This is a genomic window from Leifsonia sp. GW821-FHT13C09 (genome assembly GCF_058806435.1).
Genome location: NZ_JBXAPS010000006.1, coordinates 24,724 through 45,483, shown reverse-complemented (window position 1 = coordinate 45,483; position 20,760 = coordinate 24,724). Strand labels below are relative to the sequence as shown.

The following is a 20,760-nucleotide window of genomic DNA, read 5'->3' as shown; positions in this document are numbered from 1 at the left end:
CTGGGGAACGGCGCCGTGTGCTGCCGCATCTTGCCTTAACACGCAGGGTGTGGGCGGATGGTTCAGAAGGGCCGGTCCATCGGGAGGCCGCCGCGAGAGGAGCTGGACGTGCTCGAAGCCACCGCGTTCTGGATCGAGGAGCCCGGCGTCGGCGCCCTGCGCTCCGAGCCGCTGCGGGAGCCCCTCGACGGGGAGGTGCTCGTCCGCACACTGCGCACGGGCGTGAGCCGCGGCACCGAGGCCACCGTGTTCGGCGGCCGGGTGCCGCCGAGCCAGTACGCGCTGATGCGGGCGCCATGGCAGGAGGGCGACTTCCCCGCGCCGGTCAAGTACGGCTACCTCAACATCGGCATGGTCGAGCAGGGGCCAGACGAGCTGGTCGGGCGCACCGTGTTCACGCTGTTCCCGCACCAGTCGGCGTTCGTCGTCCCGGCGGCGGCCGTGTTCCCGGTCCCGGAGGGCGTGCCCGTCGAGCGCGCCGTGCTCGCGGGCGCGGTGGAGACCGCGGTCAACGTGCTGTGGGACGCCGCACCGCTCGTCGGCGACCGGATCGCCGTGATCGGCGGCGGGATGATCGGCTGCTGCGTCGCACGGCTCGCGCAGGGCATCCCGGGCGCAGAGGTGACGCTGGTCGACGCCGACCCGTCTCGGCGGGACGTCGCCGAGCGGCTGGGCGTGGACTTCGCCGAACCGGACGCCGCCCCGCACGACCGCGACCTCGTCATCCACGCCAGCGGGTCGGAGGCCGGACTGCGCCTCGCGCTGGAGACCGTCGTCGCCGAGGGCGAGGTGATCGAGGCCAGCTGGTTCGGCGACCGGCCGGTGACCCTGATGCTAGGGGAGGACTTCCACTCCCGCCGGCTCACCCTCCGGTCGAGCCAGGTCGGCGCGGTGTCGCCGCGCCGCCGCGACCGCCGCAGCACGGGCGACCGGCTGACGCTCGCGCTCGAGCTGCTGCGGGATCCGGCGTTCGACGCCCTGCTGACGGGGTCGTCGTCGTGGCGGGAGCTGCCGGAGGTCCTCGCGCGACTGGCGGCCGACCCGGGCCCCGAGCTCTGCCACAGCATCGATTGGAGGAACGCCTGATGCCGTTCACGGTCACCGTCCGCGACCACCTCATGGTCGCCCACAGCTTCACCGGCGAGGCGTTCGGGCCCGCGCAGCGACTGCACGGCGCGACCTTCGTCGTGGACGCGACCTTCGGCGCCGACGACCTCGACGCGGACGGCGTGGTGGTCGACATCGGCCGCGCGACGGCCGTGCTCGCCGAGATCACCGGCTCGCTCACCTACCGCAACCTGGATGCCGAGCCCGCGTTCGCCGGGATGAACACCACCACCGAGGTGCTGTGCCGGGTCATCGCCGACCGCTTGGCGGACGCCGCGGCCGACGGATCGCTCGGCCGGGCCACCGGGCTGACCTCCATCGCCGTCACCCTCCACGAGTCCCACATCGCGTGGGCGAGCTATTCGAGGCCGCTGTGACCGACGTGTTCTTCGTGGTGCCGGACACCATCGACGACCCGCGGCACGTCAGCGGCGGGAACCGCTACGACCAGCGCGTCCGCGACGGCCTCCGGGCCGAGGGGTGGACGGTGCACATGCTCCTGGTCACCGGCCGCGGCACGGGCTGGACGGCACGCGCCCTCGCCGCGCTGCCGGAGGGCGCGCTCGCGCTGGTGGACGGACTGCTGGTGTCCCGGGAGCCGGAGGCGGTGGTCGCGCAGCGGTCGCGGCTGCGGATCGTGGTGCTGGCGCACATGGTCGCGGCGGCGGCACCGGAGGACGGGATGCGCGACGACGGGGTACCCGGCGACGGGCTGCTGGGCGACCGGGACCTCGCCACCCTGCGCTCCGCGCGCCGGATCATCGCGACGAGCGCGTCGACCCGCTCCCAGCTCCTCGAGCAGGACGCCGCCGACCCGCACCGGATCGTGGTCGCCCACCCCGGCGTCGACCCGGCCCCCGCGACCACGGCCTCCCCCGACGGCGGCCGCCTGCTGTGCGTCGCCGCGGTCGCGCCGCACAAGGGGCAGGACCTCCTGCTGCGCGCCCTAGCGGGCTTCGCCGACCGCGACGACTGGACCTGCACGCTCGTCGGATCGCTGGAGGTCGACCCCGACTTCGTCGCGGCGCTGACCGCCGTGATCGACGCCGCCGGCCTCGCCGGCCGGATCCGGTTCGCGGGCGTCCTCGACCCGCGCGCGCTCTCGGAGGCGTACGCGCAGGCCGACCTGGTCGTGCTGCCGTCGCGCAGCGAGAGCTACGGGATGGCCGTCGCGGAAGCGCTCGCCCACGGCGTCCCGGTGCTCGCCACCGGCGTGGGCGGCATCCCTGAGGCGATCACCCGGGAGGACGCGGCGATGATCGTGCCGCCGGACGACGCGTGGGCGTTGCGCGTGGTGCTGCAGCAGTGGTGGGCGAACGCGGCCCGGCGGGACGCGCTGAAGGCGGCCGCACTGGAGGCGCGGGAGGCCGGCCGCCGGTGGGAGGACACGATCGCGGTGGTCGCATCCGCGCTGCGAGAGGCCGCGCTCGACGGCCTGCGCACGGAGGCGGTGCCGTCGTGAGCGGCGTCCTGGAGGTCAGTGCCGACTGGCTCGCGCTGCGGGAGGCGGAGGACGGGCGCGCGCGGTCGCGGCGGCTCGCGCGCCTGGCCGCGGGACTCGTCGGCGACGCCGGCACGCGCGGCCGCCCGATCACCGTGCACGACCTCGGCAGCGGCACAGGCGCGATGATGCGCTGGCTCGCACCGCAGCTTCCCGTGCCGCAGTTTTCCGGGCCGCAGCTTTCCGTGCCGCAGCTTTCCGGGCCGCAGCGCTGGGTCCTCCACGACTGGAACGCCGACCTCACCGCGCACGCGATCCGGACAGCGCCTCCCCGCGACCGCACCGGCCGCCCCATCACGGTCGACTCCCGCGTCACCCCGCTCGACCGACTCGCGCCCGCCGACGTCGCCGGCGCCGACCTGGTGACGGCCTCCGCACTCCTCGACGTGGTGACCGCGCAGGAGGCGCACGCGATCGTGGACGCCTGCCTCGCCGTCGGCGCGCCCGCGTTCCTGCCGCTCAGCGTGACCGGGGACGTGGAAGTGCGACCGTGGGATCCGCGCGACATCCGCTTCGCCCGCGCCTTCAACGAGCACCAGCGCCGGGAGATCGACGGCCGCCGTCTGCTCGGGCGGTACGGCGCGCCGATCGTGCGCGGGCTCTTCGCGCGCGCGGGCTGGCACGTCCGCACGGCGCTGACGACGTGGCGGCTGGACCGTCGCGCCCCGCTTCTGGGCGCGTGGTTCGAGGGCTGGGTGGACGCGGCGACAGAGCAGGCGGAGGCCGACCGCGACCGGGCTCTGCTCGACCAGGCCGCGGGCTACCGGGAGCTGCGGCGTGAGCAGCAGCGCCGCGGCGTGCTTTCCGCCGTCGTGTACCACCTCGACGTCCTGGCGTGGCCGCGATGACCGTACGGCTGAACGGAGCGGAGGAGACGACGACGGCAGCGCCGCGTCCCCGCCTCACCGCGCGCCCCTGGCTCCGGATCGCTCTCCGCGTCCTCGTCCCCGTCGCCATCCTGATCGCGATCGTCGCACGCGTCGGAACCGGCCCCTTCCTGCACGGCCTCCTCAGCCTCGACGGGCCCACTGTGGTCGGCGCGTTCGCCCTCACTGGGCTCGCGACGGTCGCGGCCGCCTGGCGCTGGCGGCTGATCGCCGCGCGGCTCGGCGTCGGCCTGCGCTGGTCGACGGCCATAGCCGCGTACTACCGCTCCCAGTTCGTGAACACGGTGCTGCCGGGCGGCGTGGTCGGCGACGTCCAGCGCGCGATCGACCACGGCCGGACCGCCGACCGGATGGGAGCGGCCGCGCGGGCGGTCGCCCTGGAGCGGCTGCTCGGCCAGGGGGTGCAGGTCGTCCTCGCGGTCGGTGTCCTCGCCGTCGTGGGGATGGAGTTCGAGGGCCTCCTGCTGCCGGTGCTCGGCGTCGCGCTCGCTGCGGTGATCATCGGAGGCGGCGTCGCGGCCTTCGCGAGCGGGCGCGTCCGGCGGGCTCTGATGCACGAGTGGCGGGAGGTCCGCGAGGGCCTCGGCTCGGTGTCGGTCTGCGTCCGGGCGGTCGTCGCGTCGGTGATCGTCTGCGCCTGCCACCTCGGCACGTTCGCGATCGCCGCCGTCGCCGTCGGCGCGGGCATGCCGCCGCTGCGCCTGCTCGCGCTCGGGATGGTGGTGCTCCTCGCGGCGTCCATCCCGTTCAACCTCGGCGGCTGGGGCCCACGGGAAGGCGCGGCCGGATGGGCGTTCGCGATGGCCGGCGTCAGCGCCGCGGCCGGCGTCTCCGCCGCGACGCTGTACGGCGTGCTGGCGTTCGTGTGTTTCGCCCCGGCGGCGCTGATCGTGCGGTTCACGGCAGCGGCGGGGCGGAGGAGGATGCGGGCATGAGCGACCGACCCTATGTGACCGTGAGCTGCGCCGTCTCCCTCGACGGCTACCTCGACACCGCGCGACCGCCGAAGCTCGCGCTCTCCAACGCCGCCGACTTCGACCGGGTGGACGAGGTCCGCGCGCGGCACGACGTCATCCTCGTCGGCGCACGCACGGTGCGCCGAGACAACCCGCGGCTGCTGGTCCGCAGCGCCGAGCGGCAGGACCGGCGGGAGGCCTCCGGGAAGTGCCGCACGCCGTGGAAGGCGACCGTCACCTCGACCGGCGACCTCGACCCGGGGGCGAACTTCTTCACGCTGGGCGACACGCGGAAACTCGTCTACTGCCCGCGCGGTGAGCACGCCCGCCTCACCGACCGGCTCGGCGAGGCCGCCACCGTCGTGCCGCTGGGCGACGACGTCCGGATGGCCGACCTCCTCAGTGACCTCGGCGAGCGCGGCGTCCGCCGGCTGATGGTGGAGGGCGGCGGCCGGACGCTGACCCAGTTCCTCGTGGACGGACTGGCGGACGAGCTGCAGCTCGCGGTGGCGCCGTTCTTCGTCGGCGACCCGGACGCGCCGCGCTTCGTCGGCGAGGGCGCGTTCCCGTGGACGTGCGACAACAGGGCGGCGCTGGTCGAGGCCCGGCCGATCGGGGATGTCGTGCTGCTGCGGTACGCGCTCTCGGACCGGTTCGGGGGGTTCCCGTGAGCGGGTCGCTTCGGGGGCGCCGGGTCCGGAGTGCTGTCGCAACCGCACTGTCCCCTTTCGCCACCACCCTGGCCGCCCTCGTCCTGTTCCTCGCCGCGCTCGCCCCCGGCCTGGTCGCCTCCGACTCGGCGCTCGCCCTGGTGCGCGTCCCGCTGGAGTGCGTCCTCGCCCTGGCCGTGCTCGTCCTGCTCCCGTGGCGGTGGGCGCGCCGCACGCTCGCGATCCTCGTCGCGGTGCTGCTCGTGCTCGCGACGATCGTCGCCGCGCTCGACCGCGTGTTCGAGGCGACGGTCGGCCGGCCGTTCGACGTCGTAGCCGGATGGTCCGAGCTGGTGGACGGGTACGGCGTGGTCCGCGACTCCGCCGGGACAGCGGGGGCGATCGTCCTCCTGGCGCTCGCCGGGCTGGTGGCGGTCGCGGCCGTCGTCGCGGTCGCCGCCTCCCTGTTGCGCCTGGCGCGCGTCCTCACGCCGCGCCGGCGCCCGAGCCTGATCGCGGCGGCCGCCGTCACCGCCGGCTGGCTGGTGCTCGCGCTCGCCGGCGTGCAGCTCGTGCCCGGTGAGCCGGTCGCAGCGGCGGACGGGCTCTCGGCCGCCGCGTCCTCGGTGAACCAGGTGCAGGCTGCGGCGCGCGACCAGGCCGTCCTCGACCGCGCGGCGTCCAGCGACCGCTTCGCCACGCTCCCGGCCGCCGACCTCCTGACCGGGCTGAAGGGCAAGGATGTCGTGATCGCCTTCGTGGAGAGCTACGGGCGGGTGGCGGTGCAGGGAGCCTCGTTCTCGCCGGGGGTGGACGCCGTCCTCCGCAGCGGGAACGCGGCCCTCGCCGCACACGGCTACACGGAACGCAGCGCCTTCCTGACGTCGTCCACGTTCGGCGGGATCAGTTGGCTCGCGCACTCCACCCTGCAGAGCGGGCTGTGGATCGACTCCCAGCGGCGCTACGACCAGGTCACCGCCGGCACCCGTTTCACCCTCGCCGCCGCCTTCCGCAAGGCCGGCTGGCGGACGATCAGCGACGTGCCGTCGGACTCGAAGCCGTGGCCGGGCGGGACGTCGTTCTACCACTACGAGCAGGAGCTCAACGCCACGAACGTGGGCTACAGAGGGCCGATCTTCAGCTATGCCCAGGTGCCCGACCAGTACACCTGGGCGTACTTCCAGCAGCACGAGCTCGCCGTCCCGCACCGGCCGCTGATGGCGGAGATCGACCTGGTCTCCTCGCACACGCCGTGGACGCCGCTGCCCAGACTGCTGCCCTGGGACCGGCTCGGCGACGGCTCGGTCTACGACCCGCAGCCGGCCGAAGGCCTCCCGCCGAGCGTCGTCTGGCAGGACCCGCGCCACGTGCAGCAGCTCTACGGCGAGTCCATCCAGTACACGATGGGCGCGCTGACCTCGTTCCTGACGACCTTCGACGACCCGAACCTCGTGCTGATCGTGCTCGGCGACCACCAGCCGGCGACGATCGTCAGCGGCCCTGGCGCGAACCACGACGTCCCGATCAGCATCATCGCGAAGGACCCGGCCGTCACAGCGCGGATCGCCTCGTGGGGCTGGCAGCCCGGGCTGCTGCCGTCAGCCGACGCCCCCGTGTGGCGCATGGACGCCTTCCGCGACCGCTTCCTCACGGCCTACGGCCGCTGATCCCGTCCCCACGATTCGGCACGAATGTCGCGTTTCGCGCTTCGATTCCGGACATTCGGCACGAATCGCGCGCCGCGATTCGCGCGTCACGCGTCGGGCGCGGATGGGAAGGAGCGGCGCGCCAGCAGGATGACGAGGAGTCCCGCGACCACCAGCGCCGCGCCCGCGAACGGCAGCCAGCCCAGGCCGGGTCCGGCGAGCACCGCGGCGCCGACCGCTGCGCCACCGCCGATCCCGATGTTGGCCGTCGAGTTCACGAGCGCACCGATGACCTCCGGGGTGGCGCCGCGGGTGCGGATCGCCGCCGTCTGGAACACCGACGCGACGCCGCCGAAGCCCGCACCCCACACCACAGCGGCCGCCAGCACGCCGGCGAGCGCCGGGAACGCGAACCCCACTCCGACCAGTCCGACCGTCACCGCGGACAGCAGCGTCAGCACGGTCGCCCGCGGCCGCCGGTCGAGGGTCACCGCCGCGAACCACGTCCCGACGAGCCCCACCGCGCCGATCCCGAGCAGTACCGGCCCGACCCCGGCGACCGGCAGTCCGGCAGCGAGGAGGATCACCGACACGAACGTGTAGACCGTGAACTGCCCCAGGTACACGACGGCGTTCGTGGCCGAGACGATGCTCAGCCGCACCCGGCGAGCGCCCGCGCCCTCCCCGACGTGCCCGGTCCCGCCTCCCGGGACCGCCGGCAGCAGCACGGCGACGAAGACGACCGTGACCGCGCACACCGCGGCCAGCACGCCGAACGCCGCGCGCCAGCCCAGCGCCGTGCCCAGGGACGTCGAAAGCGGAACCCCGAGCACGAACCCGGCCGCGGCTCCCGCGGTGACCAGCGCCAGCGCCCGCCCCGTGAAGGCGGACGTCACCAGCCGGGACGCGTACCCGATGCTGACCGAGAAGAACAGCGCGTGCGCGATCCCGCCGAACGCGCGTCCCGCCGCCAGCACGCCGAAGTCGGGCGCGACCGCGACGACGAGGTTGCTCACCGTGTAGGCCACCAGCGTCGCCTGCAGCAGCCCTTTGCGCGAGACCCGCGAGGTGGACAGCGTCAGCGGCACCGCCAGCACGGCGACCATGAACGCGTAGACCGTGACCAGGAGCCCGGCGACCGGATCGGACACGCGCATGTCGTTCCCGATCGCCGGCAACAGCCCGACCGGCAGCATCTCGGTCGTCACCGCGAGGAAGGTCGCGACCGTCAGTGCGACGACTCCGCCGGCCGCCTCGCGCACGGTGCCCGGGCTCCAGTCCGACGCGTGAGGCATGGTTGCGATGCTAGCCCCGCCCGGCCGATTGAACCGATACTGAGCCTCGTTCGTGTTCCCCATGAGGCCTTCGGCTGCGGAGGCCAGGAGACGAAACGGAAGCGGGAGTGCCATGACCCAGAGCATTCAGAGCAGCCAGGGGCCCCTGTGGCTCATGCGCATCCTCAGCGCGATCGTGCTCGTGCTGATCGGCGGTATCCACCTGTTCCTGATCTTCGACGGCGTCGGCGGACTGCTCGGCGTGCTCTTCGTCCTCAACTCCGTCGCGGCCTTCGTGCTGGCGATCGGGATGCTGGCGCTGCGCGGCGCGTGGCTGCGGCTCGCCACCACGCTCAGCCTGCTGTTCGTCATCGCCAGCCTGGCCGCCCTGCTGCTCGCGCTGACGGTCGGCCTCTTCGGCATCCGCGAGGTGTGGACCTTCACGCTCGTCCCGGAGACCGTCGTCATCGAGGCGATCGGGATCGTGATCCTGGCGGTCACGTCGGGCGTCGCGTTCCGGAGGCCGCGGGTGGCGTGACGGCGTCGGCCGCCCCCGCCGGGACTACCATCGCCTCCGACGCGCGCCCTTCTCCCGGCGCGCAGGAACGGAGCGACATGGCCGACCTCACCCTCACCCGAGAAGGCGCCACGCTGAGCTACGACATGGAGGGCGACGGCCCCACGGTCCTGCAGGCGCACGGGCTCACCTCCAGCCGCGACGCCGACCTGGACCTGCTCGACCTGCGCCCGCTCGCCGCTCGCGGTCGGCGCCTCGTCCGCTACGACGCCGCCGGCCACGGGCACTCGGCCGGCCCCGACGATCCGGAACGCTACCGCTGGACGGCTCTCGCCGACGACCTCCTGGCGGTCCTGGACGCGCTGGGCGAGACCGGGCCCGTGGACGCCGTCGGCATCTCGATGGGCACCGGCACGATCCTCACCGCCGCCGTGCGGCACCCCGAGCGCTTCCGCCGCCTCGTGCTGGGTCTGCCGCCGACCGCGTGGGAGACGCGCCCCGCGCAGGCCGGGATCTACCGGCAGATGGCCGACCTGCTGGAGACACAGGGCTGGGACGCGCTCATGGGCCTCATGGCGGCCTCGACGCTGGCGATGCCGCCGGTGCTCGCCGAGCGCGGCGTCACCCCGGAGCCGCAGCTGCAGCCTGCGACCGCCCCGGCCGTGCTGCGCGGCGCGGCGCTGTCCGATCTGCCCCGTCCCGGCCAGCTCGCGACGCTGCGGATGCCGGTACTGCTGCTCCCCTGGGCGGGCGACCCCGGCCACCCGCTGTCGACCGCCGAGCGCCTGCACGAGCTGATCGACGGCTCGGAGCTGTTCGTCGCGGAGAACGCCGCGGACGCAGACACCTGGCCCGAGCGGGTGGAGGCGTTCCTGAGGTGAACGGCGGTCGACAAACGGGTGACGCGCGGGGTGAACCGGGCCGGGACCGGTTGACGCTTTGCGCTCATCCGGATACCGTCTCGCTTCATGAGCCGTCCGCCGTTGACCCGCACCGCCGTCTGGCGGCGTGAGCGCGCCTGCGTGCCGCTGGTCAAAGTCGACGAAGGCACGGCGGCGCGGGCGGTCACGGCACGCGTGAACGAGCTGGCCGCAGCGCGGCGACGGCTTGCCCGGCGCACGCGCCGCGCCGCCTGAGCGGCTGTCCGCTCACTCGCCTGCCGCGCCGCTGTCGCGTTCCGGCCGACCGGGCTAGGTTCGTCCCATGCGGAAGATCGTGGTCTACGAACTGGTGTCGCTCGACGGTGTGGCCGAGGATCCGAACACATTCATCCCCGACTGGGACGCGGACATGGACGCCAACCTCGGCGCGGTGATCGCCACGCAGGACGCCGTCATCCTGGGCCGGCGCAGCTACGACGAGTGGGCGCGGTACTGGCCGGGCAGCGACATCCAGCCGTTCTCGGACTTCATCAACGGAGTGACGAAGCACGTCGCGACGTCGGCGCCGCTCGAGCCTGCATGGTCGGGCGCGTCGGCGATCGAGGGCGACGTCGTGGAGTTCGCGCGTCGGCTGAAGGAGGGCGACGGCGGCGACATCGGCGTGCACGCCAGCATCTCGGTCACGCAAGCGCTGCTGACGGCCGGGGTCGTGGACGAGCTGCGGCTCGTGATCGCGCCCGGCGTCGCCGAGGGCGGACGGCGGCTGCTGGAGGGCGTGCCGGCGATGCGGTTCGAGACGATATCCTCGGCCGTGTCCTCGACCGGCTACCTCATGCTCGGTTACCGGGTCCTCGGCTGACGCATTCGTGCCGAATGTTGCCTCCGGCGCCGTTAATCACGACATTCGGCAGGAATCGGCCGGCGTCGATCGCTACGCGGCGAGGTGGAAGGTGGTCGCGAAGCGGGTGAGGAGCGTGCGCGGCCCCTGGAGAACCTCCACCACGCCGGCGTCGATCGCCGCCTCTGGCGTTAGCTCACCCGAGATGAGCCGCCGGATGTCCGGCCCGCTCGCGAACGCCAGGTCGGCGGGCCCGTCGCCGCGGGTCACGGCCAGCCGCGGCCCCTCCACCTGGATGAGGAGGCCGTCGTCCCCGAAGCGGGCGCCGTAGGCCGTCGCCGGCAGCTCGGCGGCGACCTCCGGCTGGAACGCGGTACGCAGCGAGATGGTCATGGAGTCCGGCGTGATGATCTGCTCCGCCCGCGGATCCCCCAGCGTCTTGAACCCCCAGGCCCCGAACGCGAGCACCACCGGCTCGAGCTCCCGCCCGTAGGGGGTGAGCTCGTAGAGGACGATGCGCGAGCGCGGGGCCCGGCGGATGACGCCGGCCGCCTGCAGCTCCTTGAGCCGCGCCGCCAGGATGTTGCTCGGGATGCGGGGAAGCCCCGCCGCGAGCTCACCGTAGCGGCGCGGCCCGACGAGCAGATCGCGGACGATCAGCAGCGCCCAGCGCTCCCCGACGAGCTCCAGGGCCCGGGTGATCCCGTCGTACTGCCCGTAGTCGCGTGCGACCATCGGACCTCAGGCCTGCTGGTTCAGGTACGCCTCTGGGCCCTGCTGCGCGGCGACCGGGTCCATCCAGCCGAACTCGAGGATGTTGCCGTCCGGGTCGGCGAGCTGGCGCTGGTACATGAAGCCGTAGTCGGCGGCCGGACGCTCCTCCACGCCGCCGGCGGCGATCCCGTCGGCCACGGTCGCGTCGACGAGCTCCCGGCTGTCGAGCATGATCGAGGTCGACGCGGACACGGTCTTCGAGGGCTCGCCGACCGGGCGGTCGGAGAAGGTCTGGAAGAACTCGCGCGTGACGATCATGAAGTAGTTGTGGTCCTCGTCGACGACGACGCACGCGGCGTTGTGGTCGCTGAAGAGCGGGTTGATGGTGAAGCCGACGGCCTGGTAGAACGCCTTGGCGCGCTCCAGATCGGTCACCGGCAGGTTGACGAACATCATGGACATCGTGGTCCCCCTTTTTTGTGTTCGGGTGTTGATGTGGACCATACTTGCAAAAAACAAGTGGGTTAGTCAAGGGGTGAATTCGAGGGACGGGGCAGGACTCCATCAGCCGCGAGGTGGTAGTTTTGTCCCTGTTGCGCCCCGGGACTATTCGATCTGATCGGACTCCCGGGGCTTCTTGCATCTCATAGGGTCGAGCGATGGATCCGCACGCCATTCCGGCCTTCGCCGCATCTCTGAGCGAGCCGCGATTCCGGCGGTATCTGGACCGCTACGACGGGCAACGCCGGCTCGCCATCCGGCTTTACGCCTGGAACATCGAAGTGTCGACTGCGTTCTGGGGACCCATCGGGGTGCTCGAGATCATGCTGCGGAACAGCATCCACGATGCCTTGCGCCACGGGCGTTCAGATGCCTGGTGGAACGACGGCGTCAATCTGGCGCAGCGCGAGGCTTCGGTACTCCGAGCGACGATCGATCACCTGCTCGGTCGAAACAATGGCCAACCGACCCCTGATCAGGTGGTCGCCGCATCCACCTTCGGATTCTGGGTCGGTCTCACCGGACCAGGCGTGCCCCGGGACCGGCTCTACAGCTACGAGACCGCTCTCTGGCAGCCAAGGCTTCGGCATGCGTTCGGGAACCTCGGCGGAGTGAGCCGCAAGGAACTTCACGCTCAGCTCGACGGCATCAGGAAATTCCGCAATCGCATCGCGCATCACGAGCCAATCTATGGCATGAATCTGGAGAGCATGCGGGACAAGATCGTGCAGTGCGCGGACTACATCGATGGCGACGTTTCCGGCTATATCGCCGGAAGCCACCGCATCGACGACGCTTTGGCCCGACAGCGGGAGGTCGTGACCTCCGGCCGGTGCGTCATCTAGCCTCGTCCCCTACTCCGTCAGCCGCCGCACGGTCAGCGCCTGCTCCGCGAACCCCACCGCCCCGTCCCGGTCGTGCAGCACGGACCGCGTGATGCCGAGCCCGGTCGTCCCGAACACCACCTCCGTGTCCAGCCCGAGCCAGCCGCCGGACGGCGCGCGGTGGAGGTGGATGGTCAGGTCGACGTTCGGGAACATCCACCGGGTCGGGTGCTCGCGCACCGCCACGCCGTTGGCCGTGTCGACCAGTGTGATCCAGGCCGTGACCGGGTCGACCGGCACGCCCTCGATGAGCTCGCAGCCGGTCGAGAGCCAGACGGTGGCCCGGCCCGCCTCCGGCGTGCGCACGGCGCGGATGTCGAGAGATGCGACGTAGCCGCCCGGCCACGCGTCCGTCATCGGCCAGGGCGTCGCCGACTCGGGCGGCGAGAGCCGGCCGGCGGCGCCGCCGGCGACCTCGGCGGTGTCGAACGCGGACAGCAGCCAGGCGCGCGCCTTCACGGCGGTGCGCCCGTGAATGACGGCGGTCGCCTCCACCAGCTCGATCGTTCGACCGGGGCGGATCGTCTCGACGGACAGCTGCACCTCGTCCAGGGCGAGGAAGCCGAGGATGTCGAAGCTGATCCGCGCGAGCTGCAGCGTCGGGCCGTCCGGGTTCGCCGCGTGCCGGAGGATCCCGTGCGTGATCAGGCCGCCGAGCGGGCTGAAGTGCATCTCGTCGTCGGCCCACGCGCCACCGGCGTGCGGGGTGGGAGTGAAGGTGTTCTCGGTCCGTTGCACGAAATACGCGGCGGGGACGGCGGTGTCGGCGTTCATCCCCTCCAACGTAGGCGCAGAGAGCCGTTTCGAGCGAGACTGGAGCGTATGAGCAGACACGAACGCGAGCGGGAGGCCGCCGCCGAGGCCCAGCAGCGGGCGCAGGCGGAGGCCGCGATGGAAGCGACCGAGACCGACGACACCGCGGTGGACGCGGACGAGACGCTGGAGTCGGAGGAGGAGCCCCAGTAGGACGGCCGAGCACTGCGGACTCAGCCGGCGTGGCCCTGCACGAACCGTGACGTCGGCGCTCCACCCTCCTCGGTGCCCCGGAGGTCCGCGTCGCGCACGAGCGGCGGGATCGTAGGGTCGTCGGGCAGCTCGATCGTCGCGGCCAGCCGGAGGTCCTGGGAGGACGCGCCGACCTCGATCGTGAACGCGCCGCCCTCGCGTCGCCACAGGCCCGTTCGCCCATCGGGGCGGGTCGCCGCGGCGTCCCAGTAGGCGAAGTCCCGGCTCACCAGGTCGAACGAGACCGTGACCGTCTCGCCCGGTTCGAGCGCGACCTTCTCGAAGCCGCGGAGCTCGCGCACCGGACGGTGCACCTCCGCCTCGGGGTCGCCGACGTAGAGCTGGACGACCTCCGCTCCCGCGACGGCGCCGGTATTGGTGACCGTGCAGGTCACCCGCACGAGGCCCGACGCTGCGTCGACGACCGACGCGTGGAGATCGCCGTACGCGAACTCGGTGTACGAGAGCCCATGCCCGAACGGGTAGCGCACCGGTCGGCGCAGCGCGTCGTACCAGCGGTAGCCGATGAAGACACCTTCGCCGTAGACGACGGTGCCGCGCTCGCCGTTCCAGTTCGGGAAGCCGGGAGTGTCCTCGACAGCGAGCGGGAAGGTCTCGGCGAGCTTGCCGGACGGGTTGACCCGGCCGAACAGCACGTCGGCGACGGCGCTTCCGACGGCCTGGCCGCCGAGCCAGGCCTCCACGATGGCGTCGACGCGGTCGTGCCACGGGTCCATCGTCACCGGCGAGCCGTTCGACAGGACGACCGTGAGGGAGGCGCCGGTGCGGTCGCGGAGGTCGGCCAGCGCCTCGATCAGCGCGATCTGCTCGGCGGGGAGGTCGAGGGTGAACCGGTCGTTGGCCTCCTGCTCGTGGGAGAGCGGGAGGCCGGCGAAGACCACGATCGATTCGGCCGGGGCGGCGAGGGCGACCGCCTCCTGGACGAGCTGCAGCGCGCGGTCGGACAGCGGGCCCCGACGGAGCCGCTGCACCGACTCCGCGACCCGCAGCTCCTCGACCAGGTACTCCGAGCGGCGCGCCACGGCGGGACGATCGACCGCGGCCGAGACGCCGTGCGCCCGGAACACGGCCGCGTTGTCGTCCTGGTACGCGTTCTTCGGGACGTCGACGTACCCGGGCGCGTAGACGACGCGCTCCCCCGCGATCGCCCGGATGGCGTCGAGCGGCACGTCCACCCGTGTCGGGTCGACCCCGGACGAGCCGCCGCCCTGGATGCGCGCATGCTCGGCGAACACGCCGACGACTGCGATCGTGCCGCCGGCCTCCGCGAGCGGGAGCATGGCCCCCTCGTTGCGCAGCAGAGTGATGCACCCGGCCGCGGCCTCCCGCGCCAGGTCGTGGTGCGCGGACGCGTCGAGGAGGTCGAGCTGCGCTGCGCTCAGCCGGTCCCCCGCCGTATGGCCGAGGTCCATGACCGGGCCGTTCACGAGGTCCGGGCCCGGGAACGTGCGGGCGACCAGCTCCAGGACCCGCCGGGCCGACGCGTCGACCACGGACTCGTCCAGCTCGCCGGCGCGGACCGCGGCCACAACCTCCGCGACCGTCCGGCCGTGCGTCCCCGGCATCTCCAGGTCGAGACCGGCGCGGAGTGCGGCGACCCGGTCGTGCACGGCGTCCCAGTCGGAGACGACGGCGCCGGTGTAGCCCCAGTCCTCGCGCAGCACCTCGGTCAGCAGCCAGCGGTTTTGCGACGCGTGCACGCCGAACAACCGGTTGTACGAGCACATGACGGTCCACGGCTCGGCCTGGCGCACCACGCGCTCGAAGGCCGGCAGGTACGTCTCGCGCAGTGTCCGCTCGTCGGCGACGACGGAGATGCGCGTCCGCTCGATCTCCTGGTTGTTGGCGGCGAAGTGCTTCAGCGACGCCCCGACGCCGGCCGACTGGAGGCCGGCCACGTACGCCGCGCCGAGCTCACCCGCGTGCATTGGGTCCTCGGAGAAGTACTCGAAGTTGCGCCCGCACAGCGGAGACCGCTTCATATTCACGCCCGGGCCGAGCACGACCTGCACGCCCTCCGCGCGGGCCTCCGCGCCGATCGCGGCGGCGACCCGGCGCATCAGGTCGCGGTCCCAGGAGGCGCCCATCGCGGACGCGGTCGGGAAGCCGGTGGCCGGTACCCAGACCATGTCGACGCCGGTCTCCTTGCGGAGTCCGTGCGGGCCGTCGCCGACCTCGATCGCGGGGACCGGCGCAGGGAGGCCCGTCCGGTCGATGGCCTGGGTGAACCAGTCGTCGACGCCGGAGAGCAGCGACGCCTTCTCCTCCAGGGTGAGGGCGGCGAGGACGTCGTCCACGACGAACGGAGGGATCTGCATTGGGGGCCTTTCAGAAGCCGGGAGAAGAGGGAAGCGGCTCAGGTCGCCAGGAAGTCCTCGGGGTGCTCGTGCCGGATGCGCGCGATCAGCTCGGGCGTCACCGCGACGCCGCCCTCGGCGAGCGCGTCGAGCAGGACGCCGTGCAGCGGCGACTCGGAGGCGACGGTGACGCGGGCGCCCGGCGCGACCCGGCCGAGCTCGGCCACGATGGCCTCTCGCATCGCCGGATGCTCGGAGGTCGCGACCGACCCGTTGAGCAGCACAGGGAGGTCGCCCGCCGCGAGGTCCGCGCCCACGCTCCGGGCGCACCAGTCCGCGTACCGGACGAACGCGGCGGCCTGGTCGTCCACGATCCCCTGCGCGACCTCGTCGCCGTCGCCGGCGAGCGCGAGCACCAGCCGGGAGGCCCTCCACAGCTCGGTCCCGTCCAGTGCGCCGAAGCGTCGGGTGAAGACGTGCCGGAGCTCGCCGGCGTCGGCCACGCCGAAGTGCTCGCAGAGCACGGACGTCAGGCGCGTCGCCGGCCCCAGCCCCATCCACTCCTGGCACGCGGCCTTGAGCGCGCTGTTGCCGAGCCCTTGCCCGCCGAGATCGTGGAACACGTACCAGCCCGAGCACTGCTCGCGCCCGTCCGCCGACCGCGCGGCGATCGCGGGCCCGGTGCCGACCGTGATCGAGAGCCCTACGCCGGTGCCGTCGATCAGGCGCAGCGACGCGAAGCCGTCGTTCTTGACGCTCCAGCCACCCAGCCCGGGCAGCCGGGCGGCGATCCGCTCGTCCCAGAACTCCGCGTCCTCCGGGTAGTCGACCCCGGCGAGGCGGAACGCCGCAGATCGGATGTCCGCGACCGCCGCGTCCGCGGCCTCCAGCGCCGCCGCGACCGCGCTGAACACCGCCGTCTCGGCGACCTCGATGCTGGACGCCCCATAGATGTCGCCTCGGCCGCCGCGACCGCGGCCGAACACGATGCCCGAACCGTCGACGACGATGGCGACCGTCTTGGAGTTGCCCGCGTCGACGGCGAGGTACAGCGGCCCGGCGTCCGCGCGCTCCGCCATGCTCAGCGCAGCAGCCGCTCGGGCAGGTACGCGCGGTGTGCGTACGCCATCTCGTCGTAGAGCTCCTCGGCGACCCGCAGCGTCGGCACCATCGGGTTCGCGGCGAGAGCGCGGACACCGTCGGCGCGCGTGCCCTTCCAGGCCGCCTCCGCCGCAAGGTACTGGTACTCGGCGAGCTGCTGCACGAGTCCGCGGACCGCGTGCGGCAGCGGCTTCTGCGGCAGCGGGGTCACTCCCGAACCGTCCACGTCGCACCACATCTCCACGACCACATCCTCGTCGAAACCGGGCAGCACGCCGCCGGTGTTCGGGAGGTTCACCGGCAGGCGTGCCGGCGCGTCGTTGTAGTACGCGCTCATCACGTCGATGGCGAGCTCGAGTTCGTGGATGCCACCGCGCGAGCGACGCGGGTCGAGCTCGGGGACGGCCGCCTGCGACTGCTCGTCGTAGTGCTCCCAGTAGCCCGGCAGCGCGGCGAGCAGGTCCTCGGCGCGGGTCGTTCGTGCGCCCTGCAGCTCGCGCAGGATCTCCTCCCGGAAGTAGTAGTACTGGAAGTAGTCGGCGGGCACCGAGCGCATGGTGACGGCGAGCTGCAGCATCCGCTTCTCCAGCGTGCCGAGGGTCGGGTCGTCCTTGCGGGCCTCCCACGCCGCGTCGAGCAGCGGCACGAGGTCCTGGCCGTCGTAGGTGTGCTCCGTCGACCAGCAGTTGTGGTTGACGCCCGCCATCACCACGTTCGCCCGCTCGGGATCGAGCCCGGCGGCGCGCAGCACGGTCTTCGGGAAGACGATCGGGCCCTCGCACATCGACCAGATCGTCCGGTCGGTGAACCGGGTGACCGCCTGCGAGACGATGTTGACCGGGTTCGTGTAGTTGAACAGGATCGCGTTCGGCGCGACGGCGTCGAGGTCGCGGATGATGTCCTCGTAGATGTGGATCGACCGCAGCGCCATGAAGAACCCGCCGGGGCCCTGGGTCTCCTGGCCGATCACGCCGTGCTTGAGCGGGATGCGCTCGTCCAGCGCGCGGGCGGCGAAGTTGCCCGGGCGGAAGCTCGACAGCACCGCGTCCGCGTCGGTCAGCGCCGCGCGGCGGTCCGTGGTCGACGTGATGGTGATGTCGAGGCCCTTCGACTGCGCGATCTTCTGACCGATGGTCTCGACGGCCTTCAGGCGCGCGGCGTCGACGTCCTGGATGACGATCTCCGAGCCGTCGAACTCCTCGCCGTGCTCGAGGATGGACGCGATGGTGCCCGCACCGCGGGACGATCCTCCGCCGATGTAGACGAGCTTGATGGAAGCCATGGGTGTGAGTAGAGCCTTTCTGGTCGGAGAGGGGAGGTCAGCGGGTGGTCTGGAGCAGCCCGGCCGCGCTGCGGTCCACGAGGAAGCGCGCGTCGGAGCATTCCGACAGGACGGTCGCGGGCCAGTCGGGCTCGTAGGAGTCCGCAGCGGCCAGCCGGCGCACGGTGTCCTGCTTGTGCTCGCCGGTGACGACCATGACGACCGAGCGGGAGAGCTCGCGGATGGTGGCGATGCCGACGGTCACGCCGAACCGCGGCGCCTCGTCCAGGCTGCGTAGCGTCGGGAAGGTGCCCAGGTTGTCGCGGCGGGTGTCCTCCCCGAGCGGGACGACGCGCGTCACGGTGTCGGCGGCGGCGCCGACCGGGTTGAGCGCGACGTGGCCGTCCGACGCCCCCGAGGCGAGCAGGAAGACGTCGATGCCACCGGCGGCGGCGAGCGCACGGTCGTACGCGCCGGCTTCGGCGGCCGGGTCCGGGAACCACAGGTTCGCCTCCGGGATGCGGTGCTCCGGCGTCGCGGCGGCGTTGAGGAGCCCGAGGATCTCGCGCCGCCCGAACCCGACGCAGCTGTGCGGGAGGCCGGGGTCGATCGCGCGGAAGCCGTCGCCGGCCTCCTCCACGTACTCGTCCATCAGGGCGACGACGACGTGGGAGAGGTCGAGGTCGCGCTCGGCGACGAGGGCGGCCAGGTTCGAGTAGGTGGCGATCGGGCTGCGGCCGCTGGGGCAGCCGAGGATGAACGTCCGCCCCTCGGCCGCAGCCTCGGCGATCGCGCCGGCGAGCTGGACCGCGGCCTCCCGACCGACGTCGTCGGCGGTGTCGAGGATTTCGGGCGCGATGCGCATGGGTACTCCTTTGTTGCTTCTGGTGCAGTGGAAGTCGGGAAAAGCGGCGCCGGTCACTCTTTGAGAGCGCCGTTGAGCACGCCCCGGATGAAGTGGCGCTGGAAGAACGCGTAGAGGATCAGCACCGGCAGCGCCACGATGAGCGAGCCCGCCGCGAGCATGTTGACGTCGAGGGAGTGCTGACCCTGGAAGACGCCGAGCGCGAGGGTCGCCGGCTGGATGCCCGGATCCGCGATGAAGACCAGCGAGAGGAAGAAGTCGTTCCAGGTCCACATGAACGACAGCAGCGCGAGCGTCAGCACTGCGGGTCGCGAGATCGGCAGCAGGATCTGCCAGAGCATCCGCCAGCTGCGCGCCCCGTCCATCTCGGCCGCCTCGATCAGCGACTTCGGCACGGCCCGGAAGGTCGCCCGCATCCAGAACACGCCGAACGGCACGCCCATCCCGATCTGGATGATGATCAGGCCGAGCCACGAGTTCGTCAGCCCGAGCGACTGGAACGTGTAATAGAGCGGGATGATGAAGACTTCGGCCGAGATCATCAGGCCGAACAGGATCAGCGGGAAGATGACCTTCTGCCCCACCACGCCGAGCACGCCGAACGCGAAGCCGGAGAGGATGGCGAGCACGGTCTGGCCGAGCACCGCGCCGATCGTGATGACGGCCGACGCGATCATGGCCGAGCCGAAGTTGCCCGTGTTCCAGGCCGTGACGAAGTTCTCGAAGTGCGGGTTCAGGAGGTCGATCTGGCCGCTCCGGCTCGGGCTCAGCGCGGTGAACACGAACCAGACCACGGGGAAGAGCACGAGGATCGTGACGAACGCGAGGATGGCGTGGTTGAGCGTTCGCTCGGTGCGCGAGATCATGCGTCCTTCTCCTCGGAAAGCCGGGTGATGACGAGCGCGACGCCCAGGCAGACGATCGCGATGACGATGCCGATGGCCGCGGCCATGCCGACATCCGGGTTGAGGAACGCCTTGCGGTAGAGGATCAGCGCGGGCGTGGTGGTAGAGGTGCCCGGGCCGCCCTGCGTGGTGATCCAGACCAGGTCGAAGGCGCGCAAGGCTCCTGTCACGGTCAGGGTGAGCGCGACGGCGACCTGGCCGCGGAGGCTCGGGAGCGTGATCGAGAAGAACTCCCGGATCGGGCCGGCGCCGTCGATGCGCGCGGCCTCGTAGAGCTCGGTCGGGATGGCGGCGACGCCGGCGACGAACAGCACCATGCAGAGGCCGAGGGCGGTCCAGGTGCCGATGACGCCGAGCGCGGGGAGCGCCCAGTTGAAGTCGCCGAGCCAGTTTTTGGCGAGGTCGCCGAGACCCACCGCGCGGAGCGCCTCGTTGAGCGGGCCGTCCGGACCGTAGATGCGCTTCCAGATCACGGCGACGACGACGCTGGTCAGCACCTGCGGCAGGAAGAGCAGCCACCGGTAGACCCCGCCGCCGCGCAGCTTACCGCGGCCGAGGAGCGCGGCGGAGAGCAGGCCGAGCGCGATCGGAAGGAGGGCGAAGAAGACGACCAGCACGAGCACATGGCCGAGGGACTCCACCAGGGCCGGATCGGTGAAGAACGAGATGTAGTTGTTCAGGCCGACCCAAGTGGCGTTGGTCACGCCGTCCCAGCGGTAGAAGGAGTAGTTGACGCTCTGCAGGATCGGGACGATCACCACGAAGCCGTAGAACAGGAGACCAGGGGCGGCGAAGGCCAGCCCGAGCCAGCGGCGGCGGCGCACCCGCGGCGTCAGGGTGCGCCGCGGGGCCCGCTTCGGCGTGCTGCGGCCGGCGGCCGCCGGTGCAGCGGCCGGGGCCTCCGGCCCTGTCTCTTCTCCCCCTCTCCTCTCCCCCCCCCCAACAAGCG

At 72.3% G+C, this 20,760-nt stretch carries 23 protein-coding genes; 13 read left to right on the top strand and 10 right to left on the bottom strand.

Features of this window, described 5'->3' with window-relative positions:
- Positions 1-108: 108 nt before the first annotated feature.
- Genes AC1ROW_RS17580 through AC1ROW_RS17550 form a run of 7 tightly spaced genes read left to right on the top strand, consistent with a single transcriptional unit; the run spans position 109 to position 6,768 of the window.
- Entirely contained in the window at positions 109-1,086 is a 978-nt protein-coding gene (locus tag AC1ROW_RS17580) for a zinc-dependent alcohol dehydrogenase (protein ID WP_493020206.1), read from the top strand.
- Entirely contained in the window at positions 1,086-1,484 is a 399-nt protein-coding gene (locus tag AC1ROW_RS17575) for a 6-pyruvoyl trahydropterin synthase family protein (RefSeq protein ID WP_493020204.1), read from the top strand. The genes AC1ROW_RS17580 and AC1ROW_RS17575 overlap by 1 nt, the downstream gene beginning before the upstream one ends.
- Positions 1,457-2,569, top strand: coding sequence for a glycosyltransferase family 4 protein (locus AC1ROW_RS17570; RefSeq protein WP_493020202.1), 1,113 nt, complete (start codon positions 1,457-1,459; stop codon positions 2,567-2,569). The genes AC1ROW_RS17575 and AC1ROW_RS17570 overlap by 28 nt, the downstream gene beginning before the upstream one ends.
- On the top strand, positions 2,566-3,456 hold the full coding sequence (locus AC1ROW_RS17565; protein ID WP_493020200.1) for an SAM-dependent methyltransferase: 891 nt from the start codon (positions 2,566-2,568) through the stop codon (positions 3,454-3,456). Before AC1ROW_RS17570 ends, AC1ROW_RS17565 begins: the two co-directional genes overlap by 4 nt.
- Positions 3,453-4,430, top strand: a complete 978-nt coding sequence (locus tag AC1ROW_RS17560; protein WP_493020198.1) for a lysylphosphatidylglycerol synthase transmembrane domain-containing protein — start codon at positions 3,453-3,455, stop codon at positions 4,428-4,430. The genes AC1ROW_RS17565 and AC1ROW_RS17560 overlap by 4 nt, the downstream gene beginning before the upstream one ends.
- Positions 4,427-5,122: a RibD family protein gene (locus tag AC1ROW_RS17555; protein ID WP_493020196.1), complete on the top strand. Its 696-nt coding sequence runs from the start codon at positions 4,427-4,429 to the stop codon at positions 5,120-5,122. The genes AC1ROW_RS17560 and AC1ROW_RS17555 overlap by 4 nt, the downstream gene beginning before the upstream one ends.
- Positions 5,119-6,768 (top strand): CDP-alcohol phosphatidyltransferase, encoded by a 1,650-nt coding sequence (locus AC1ROW_RS17550; RefSeq protein WP_493020194.1) that lies wholly within the window; start codon positions 5,119-5,121, stop codon positions 6,766-6,768. The genes AC1ROW_RS17555 and AC1ROW_RS17550 overlap by 4 nt, the downstream gene beginning before the upstream one ends.
- A gap of 86 nt (positions 6,769-6,854) precedes the next feature.
- Here the strand turns inward: AC1ROW_RS17550 and AC1ROW_RS17545 are convergent, their stop codons facing one another.
- Positions 6,855-8,042 carry an MFS transporter gene (locus AC1ROW_RS17545; protein ID WP_493020192.1) on the bottom strand — a complete coding sequence of 396 codons (1,188 nt, stop codon included), beginning with the start codon at positions 8,040-8,042 and terminating at the stop codon, positions 6,855-6,857.
- A 112-nt stretch (positions 8,043-8,154) separates the two neighbouring features.
- On the opposite strand from AC1ROW_RS17545, the gene AC1ROW_RS17540 reads away from it, so the two are divergent.
- From AC1ROW_RS17540 to AC1ROW_RS17525, 4 genes are all read left to right on the top strand, one after another.
- Entirely contained in the window at positions 8,155-8,559 is a 405-nt protein-coding gene (locus AC1ROW_RS17540; RefSeq protein ID WP_493020190.1) for a hypothetical protein, read from the top strand.
- Between the two features lie 77 nt (positions 8,560-8,636).
- The gene (locus AC1ROW_RS17535; RefSeq protein ID WP_493020188.1) at positions 8,637-9,419 is read left to right on the top strand and encodes an alpha/beta fold hydrolase; all 783 of its coding nucleotides are present in this window, start codon (positions 8,637-8,639) and stop codon (positions 9,417-9,419) included.
- Between the two features lie 87 nt (positions 9,420-9,506).
- Complete coding sequence (locus tag AC1ROW_RS17530; RefSeq protein WP_493020186.1) at positions 9,507-9,674, top strand: hypothetical protein; 168 nt, start codon at positions 9,507-9,509, stop codon at positions 9,672-9,674.
- Positions 9,675-9,741: 67 nt separating this feature from the next.
- Positions 9,742-10,278 (top strand): dihydrofolate reductase family protein, encoded by a 537-nt coding sequence (locus AC1ROW_RS17525; protein ID WP_493020184.1) that lies wholly within the window; start codon positions 9,742-9,744, stop codon positions 10,276-10,278.
- Between the two features lie 72 nt (positions 10,279-10,350).
- Here AC1ROW_RS17525 and AC1ROW_RS17520 read toward each other — a convergent pair whose 3' ends face one another.
- Positions 10,351-10,992: a winged helix-turn-helix transcriptional regulator gene (locus tag AC1ROW_RS17520; RefSeq protein WP_493020182.1), complete on the bottom strand. Its 642-nt coding sequence runs from the start codon at positions 10,990-10,992 to the stop codon at positions 10,351-10,353.
- Positions 10,993-10,998: 6 nt separating this feature from the next.
- Positions 10,999-11,433, bottom strand: a complete 435-nt coding sequence (locus tag AC1ROW_RS17515) for a VOC family protein (protein WP_493020180.1) — start codon at positions 11,431-11,433, stop codon at positions 10,999-11,001.
- A gap of 197 nt (positions 11,434-11,630) precedes the next feature.
- Between AC1ROW_RS17515 and AC1ROW_RS17510 the strand changes: the two genes are divergently transcribed.
- Complete coding sequence (locus AC1ROW_RS17510) at positions 11,631-12,317, top strand: hypothetical protein (RefSeq protein WP_493020178.1); 687 nt, start codon at positions 11,631-11,633, stop codon at positions 12,315-12,317.
- 9 nt (positions 12,318-12,326) lie between these two features.
- Here AC1ROW_RS17510 and AC1ROW_RS17505 read toward each other — a convergent pair whose 3' ends face one another.
- Positions 12,327-13,130 (bottom strand): thioesterase family protein, encoded by an 804-nt coding sequence (locus AC1ROW_RS17505; RefSeq protein WP_493020176.1) that lies wholly within the window; start codon positions 13,128-13,130, stop codon positions 12,327-12,329.
- A 48-nt stretch (positions 13,131-13,178) separates the two neighbouring features.
- Here AC1ROW_RS17505 and AC1ROW_RS17500 point away from each other — a divergent pair, with 48 nt between their 5' ends.
- Positions 13,179-13,322, top strand: coding sequence for a hypothetical protein (locus tag AC1ROW_RS17500; RefSeq protein WP_493020174.1), 144 nt, complete (start codon positions 13,179-13,181; stop codon positions 13,320-13,322).
- A 20-nt stretch (positions 13,323-13,342) separates the two neighbouring features.
- On the opposite strand, the gene AC1ROW_RS17495 is transcribed toward AC1ROW_RS17500, so the two are convergent.
- Genes AC1ROW_RS17495 through AC1ROW_RS17470 form a run of 6 tightly spaced genes read right to left on the bottom strand, consistent with a single transcriptional unit; the run spans position 13,343 to position 20,635 of the window.
- Entirely contained in the window at positions 13,343-15,700 is a 2,358-nt protein-coding gene (locus AC1ROW_RS17495) for a beta-glucosidase family protein (protein ID WP_493020173.1), read from the bottom strand.
- Positions 15,701-15,738: 38 nt separating this feature from the next.
- Complete coding sequence (locus AC1ROW_RS17490) at positions 15,739-16,758, bottom strand: hypothetical protein (protein WP_493020172.1); 1,020 nt, start codon at positions 16,756-16,758, stop codon at positions 15,739-15,741.
- A gap of 2 nt (positions 16,759-16,760) precedes the next feature.
- Positions 16,761-18,062: a family 4 glycosyl hydrolase gene (locus AC1ROW_RS17485; protein ID WP_493020171.1), complete on the bottom strand. Its 1,302-nt coding sequence runs from the start codon at positions 18,060-18,062 to the stop codon at positions 16,761-16,763.
- Between the two features lie 37 nt (positions 18,063-18,099).
- Positions 18,100-18,906, bottom strand: a complete 807-nt coding sequence (locus AC1ROW_RS17480) for a 6-phosphogluconolactonase (protein WP_493020170.1) — start codon at positions 18,904-18,906, stop codon at positions 18,100-18,102.
- A 53-nt stretch (positions 18,907-18,959) separates the two neighbouring features.
- The gene (locus AC1ROW_RS17475; protein WP_493020169.1) at positions 18,960-19,772 is read right to left on the bottom strand and encodes a carbohydrate ABC transporter permease; all 813 of its coding nucleotides are present in this window, start codon (positions 19,770-19,772) and stop codon (positions 18,960-18,962) included.
- Positions 19,769-20,635 (bottom strand): carbohydrate ABC transporter permease, encoded by an 867-nt coding sequence (locus AC1ROW_RS17470; RefSeq protein ID WP_493020168.1) that lies wholly within the window; start codon positions 20,633-20,635, stop codon positions 19,769-19,771. Before AC1ROW_RS17470 ends, AC1ROW_RS17475 begins: the two co-directional genes overlap by 4 nt.
- Positions 20,636-20,760: the final 125 nt, after the last annotated feature.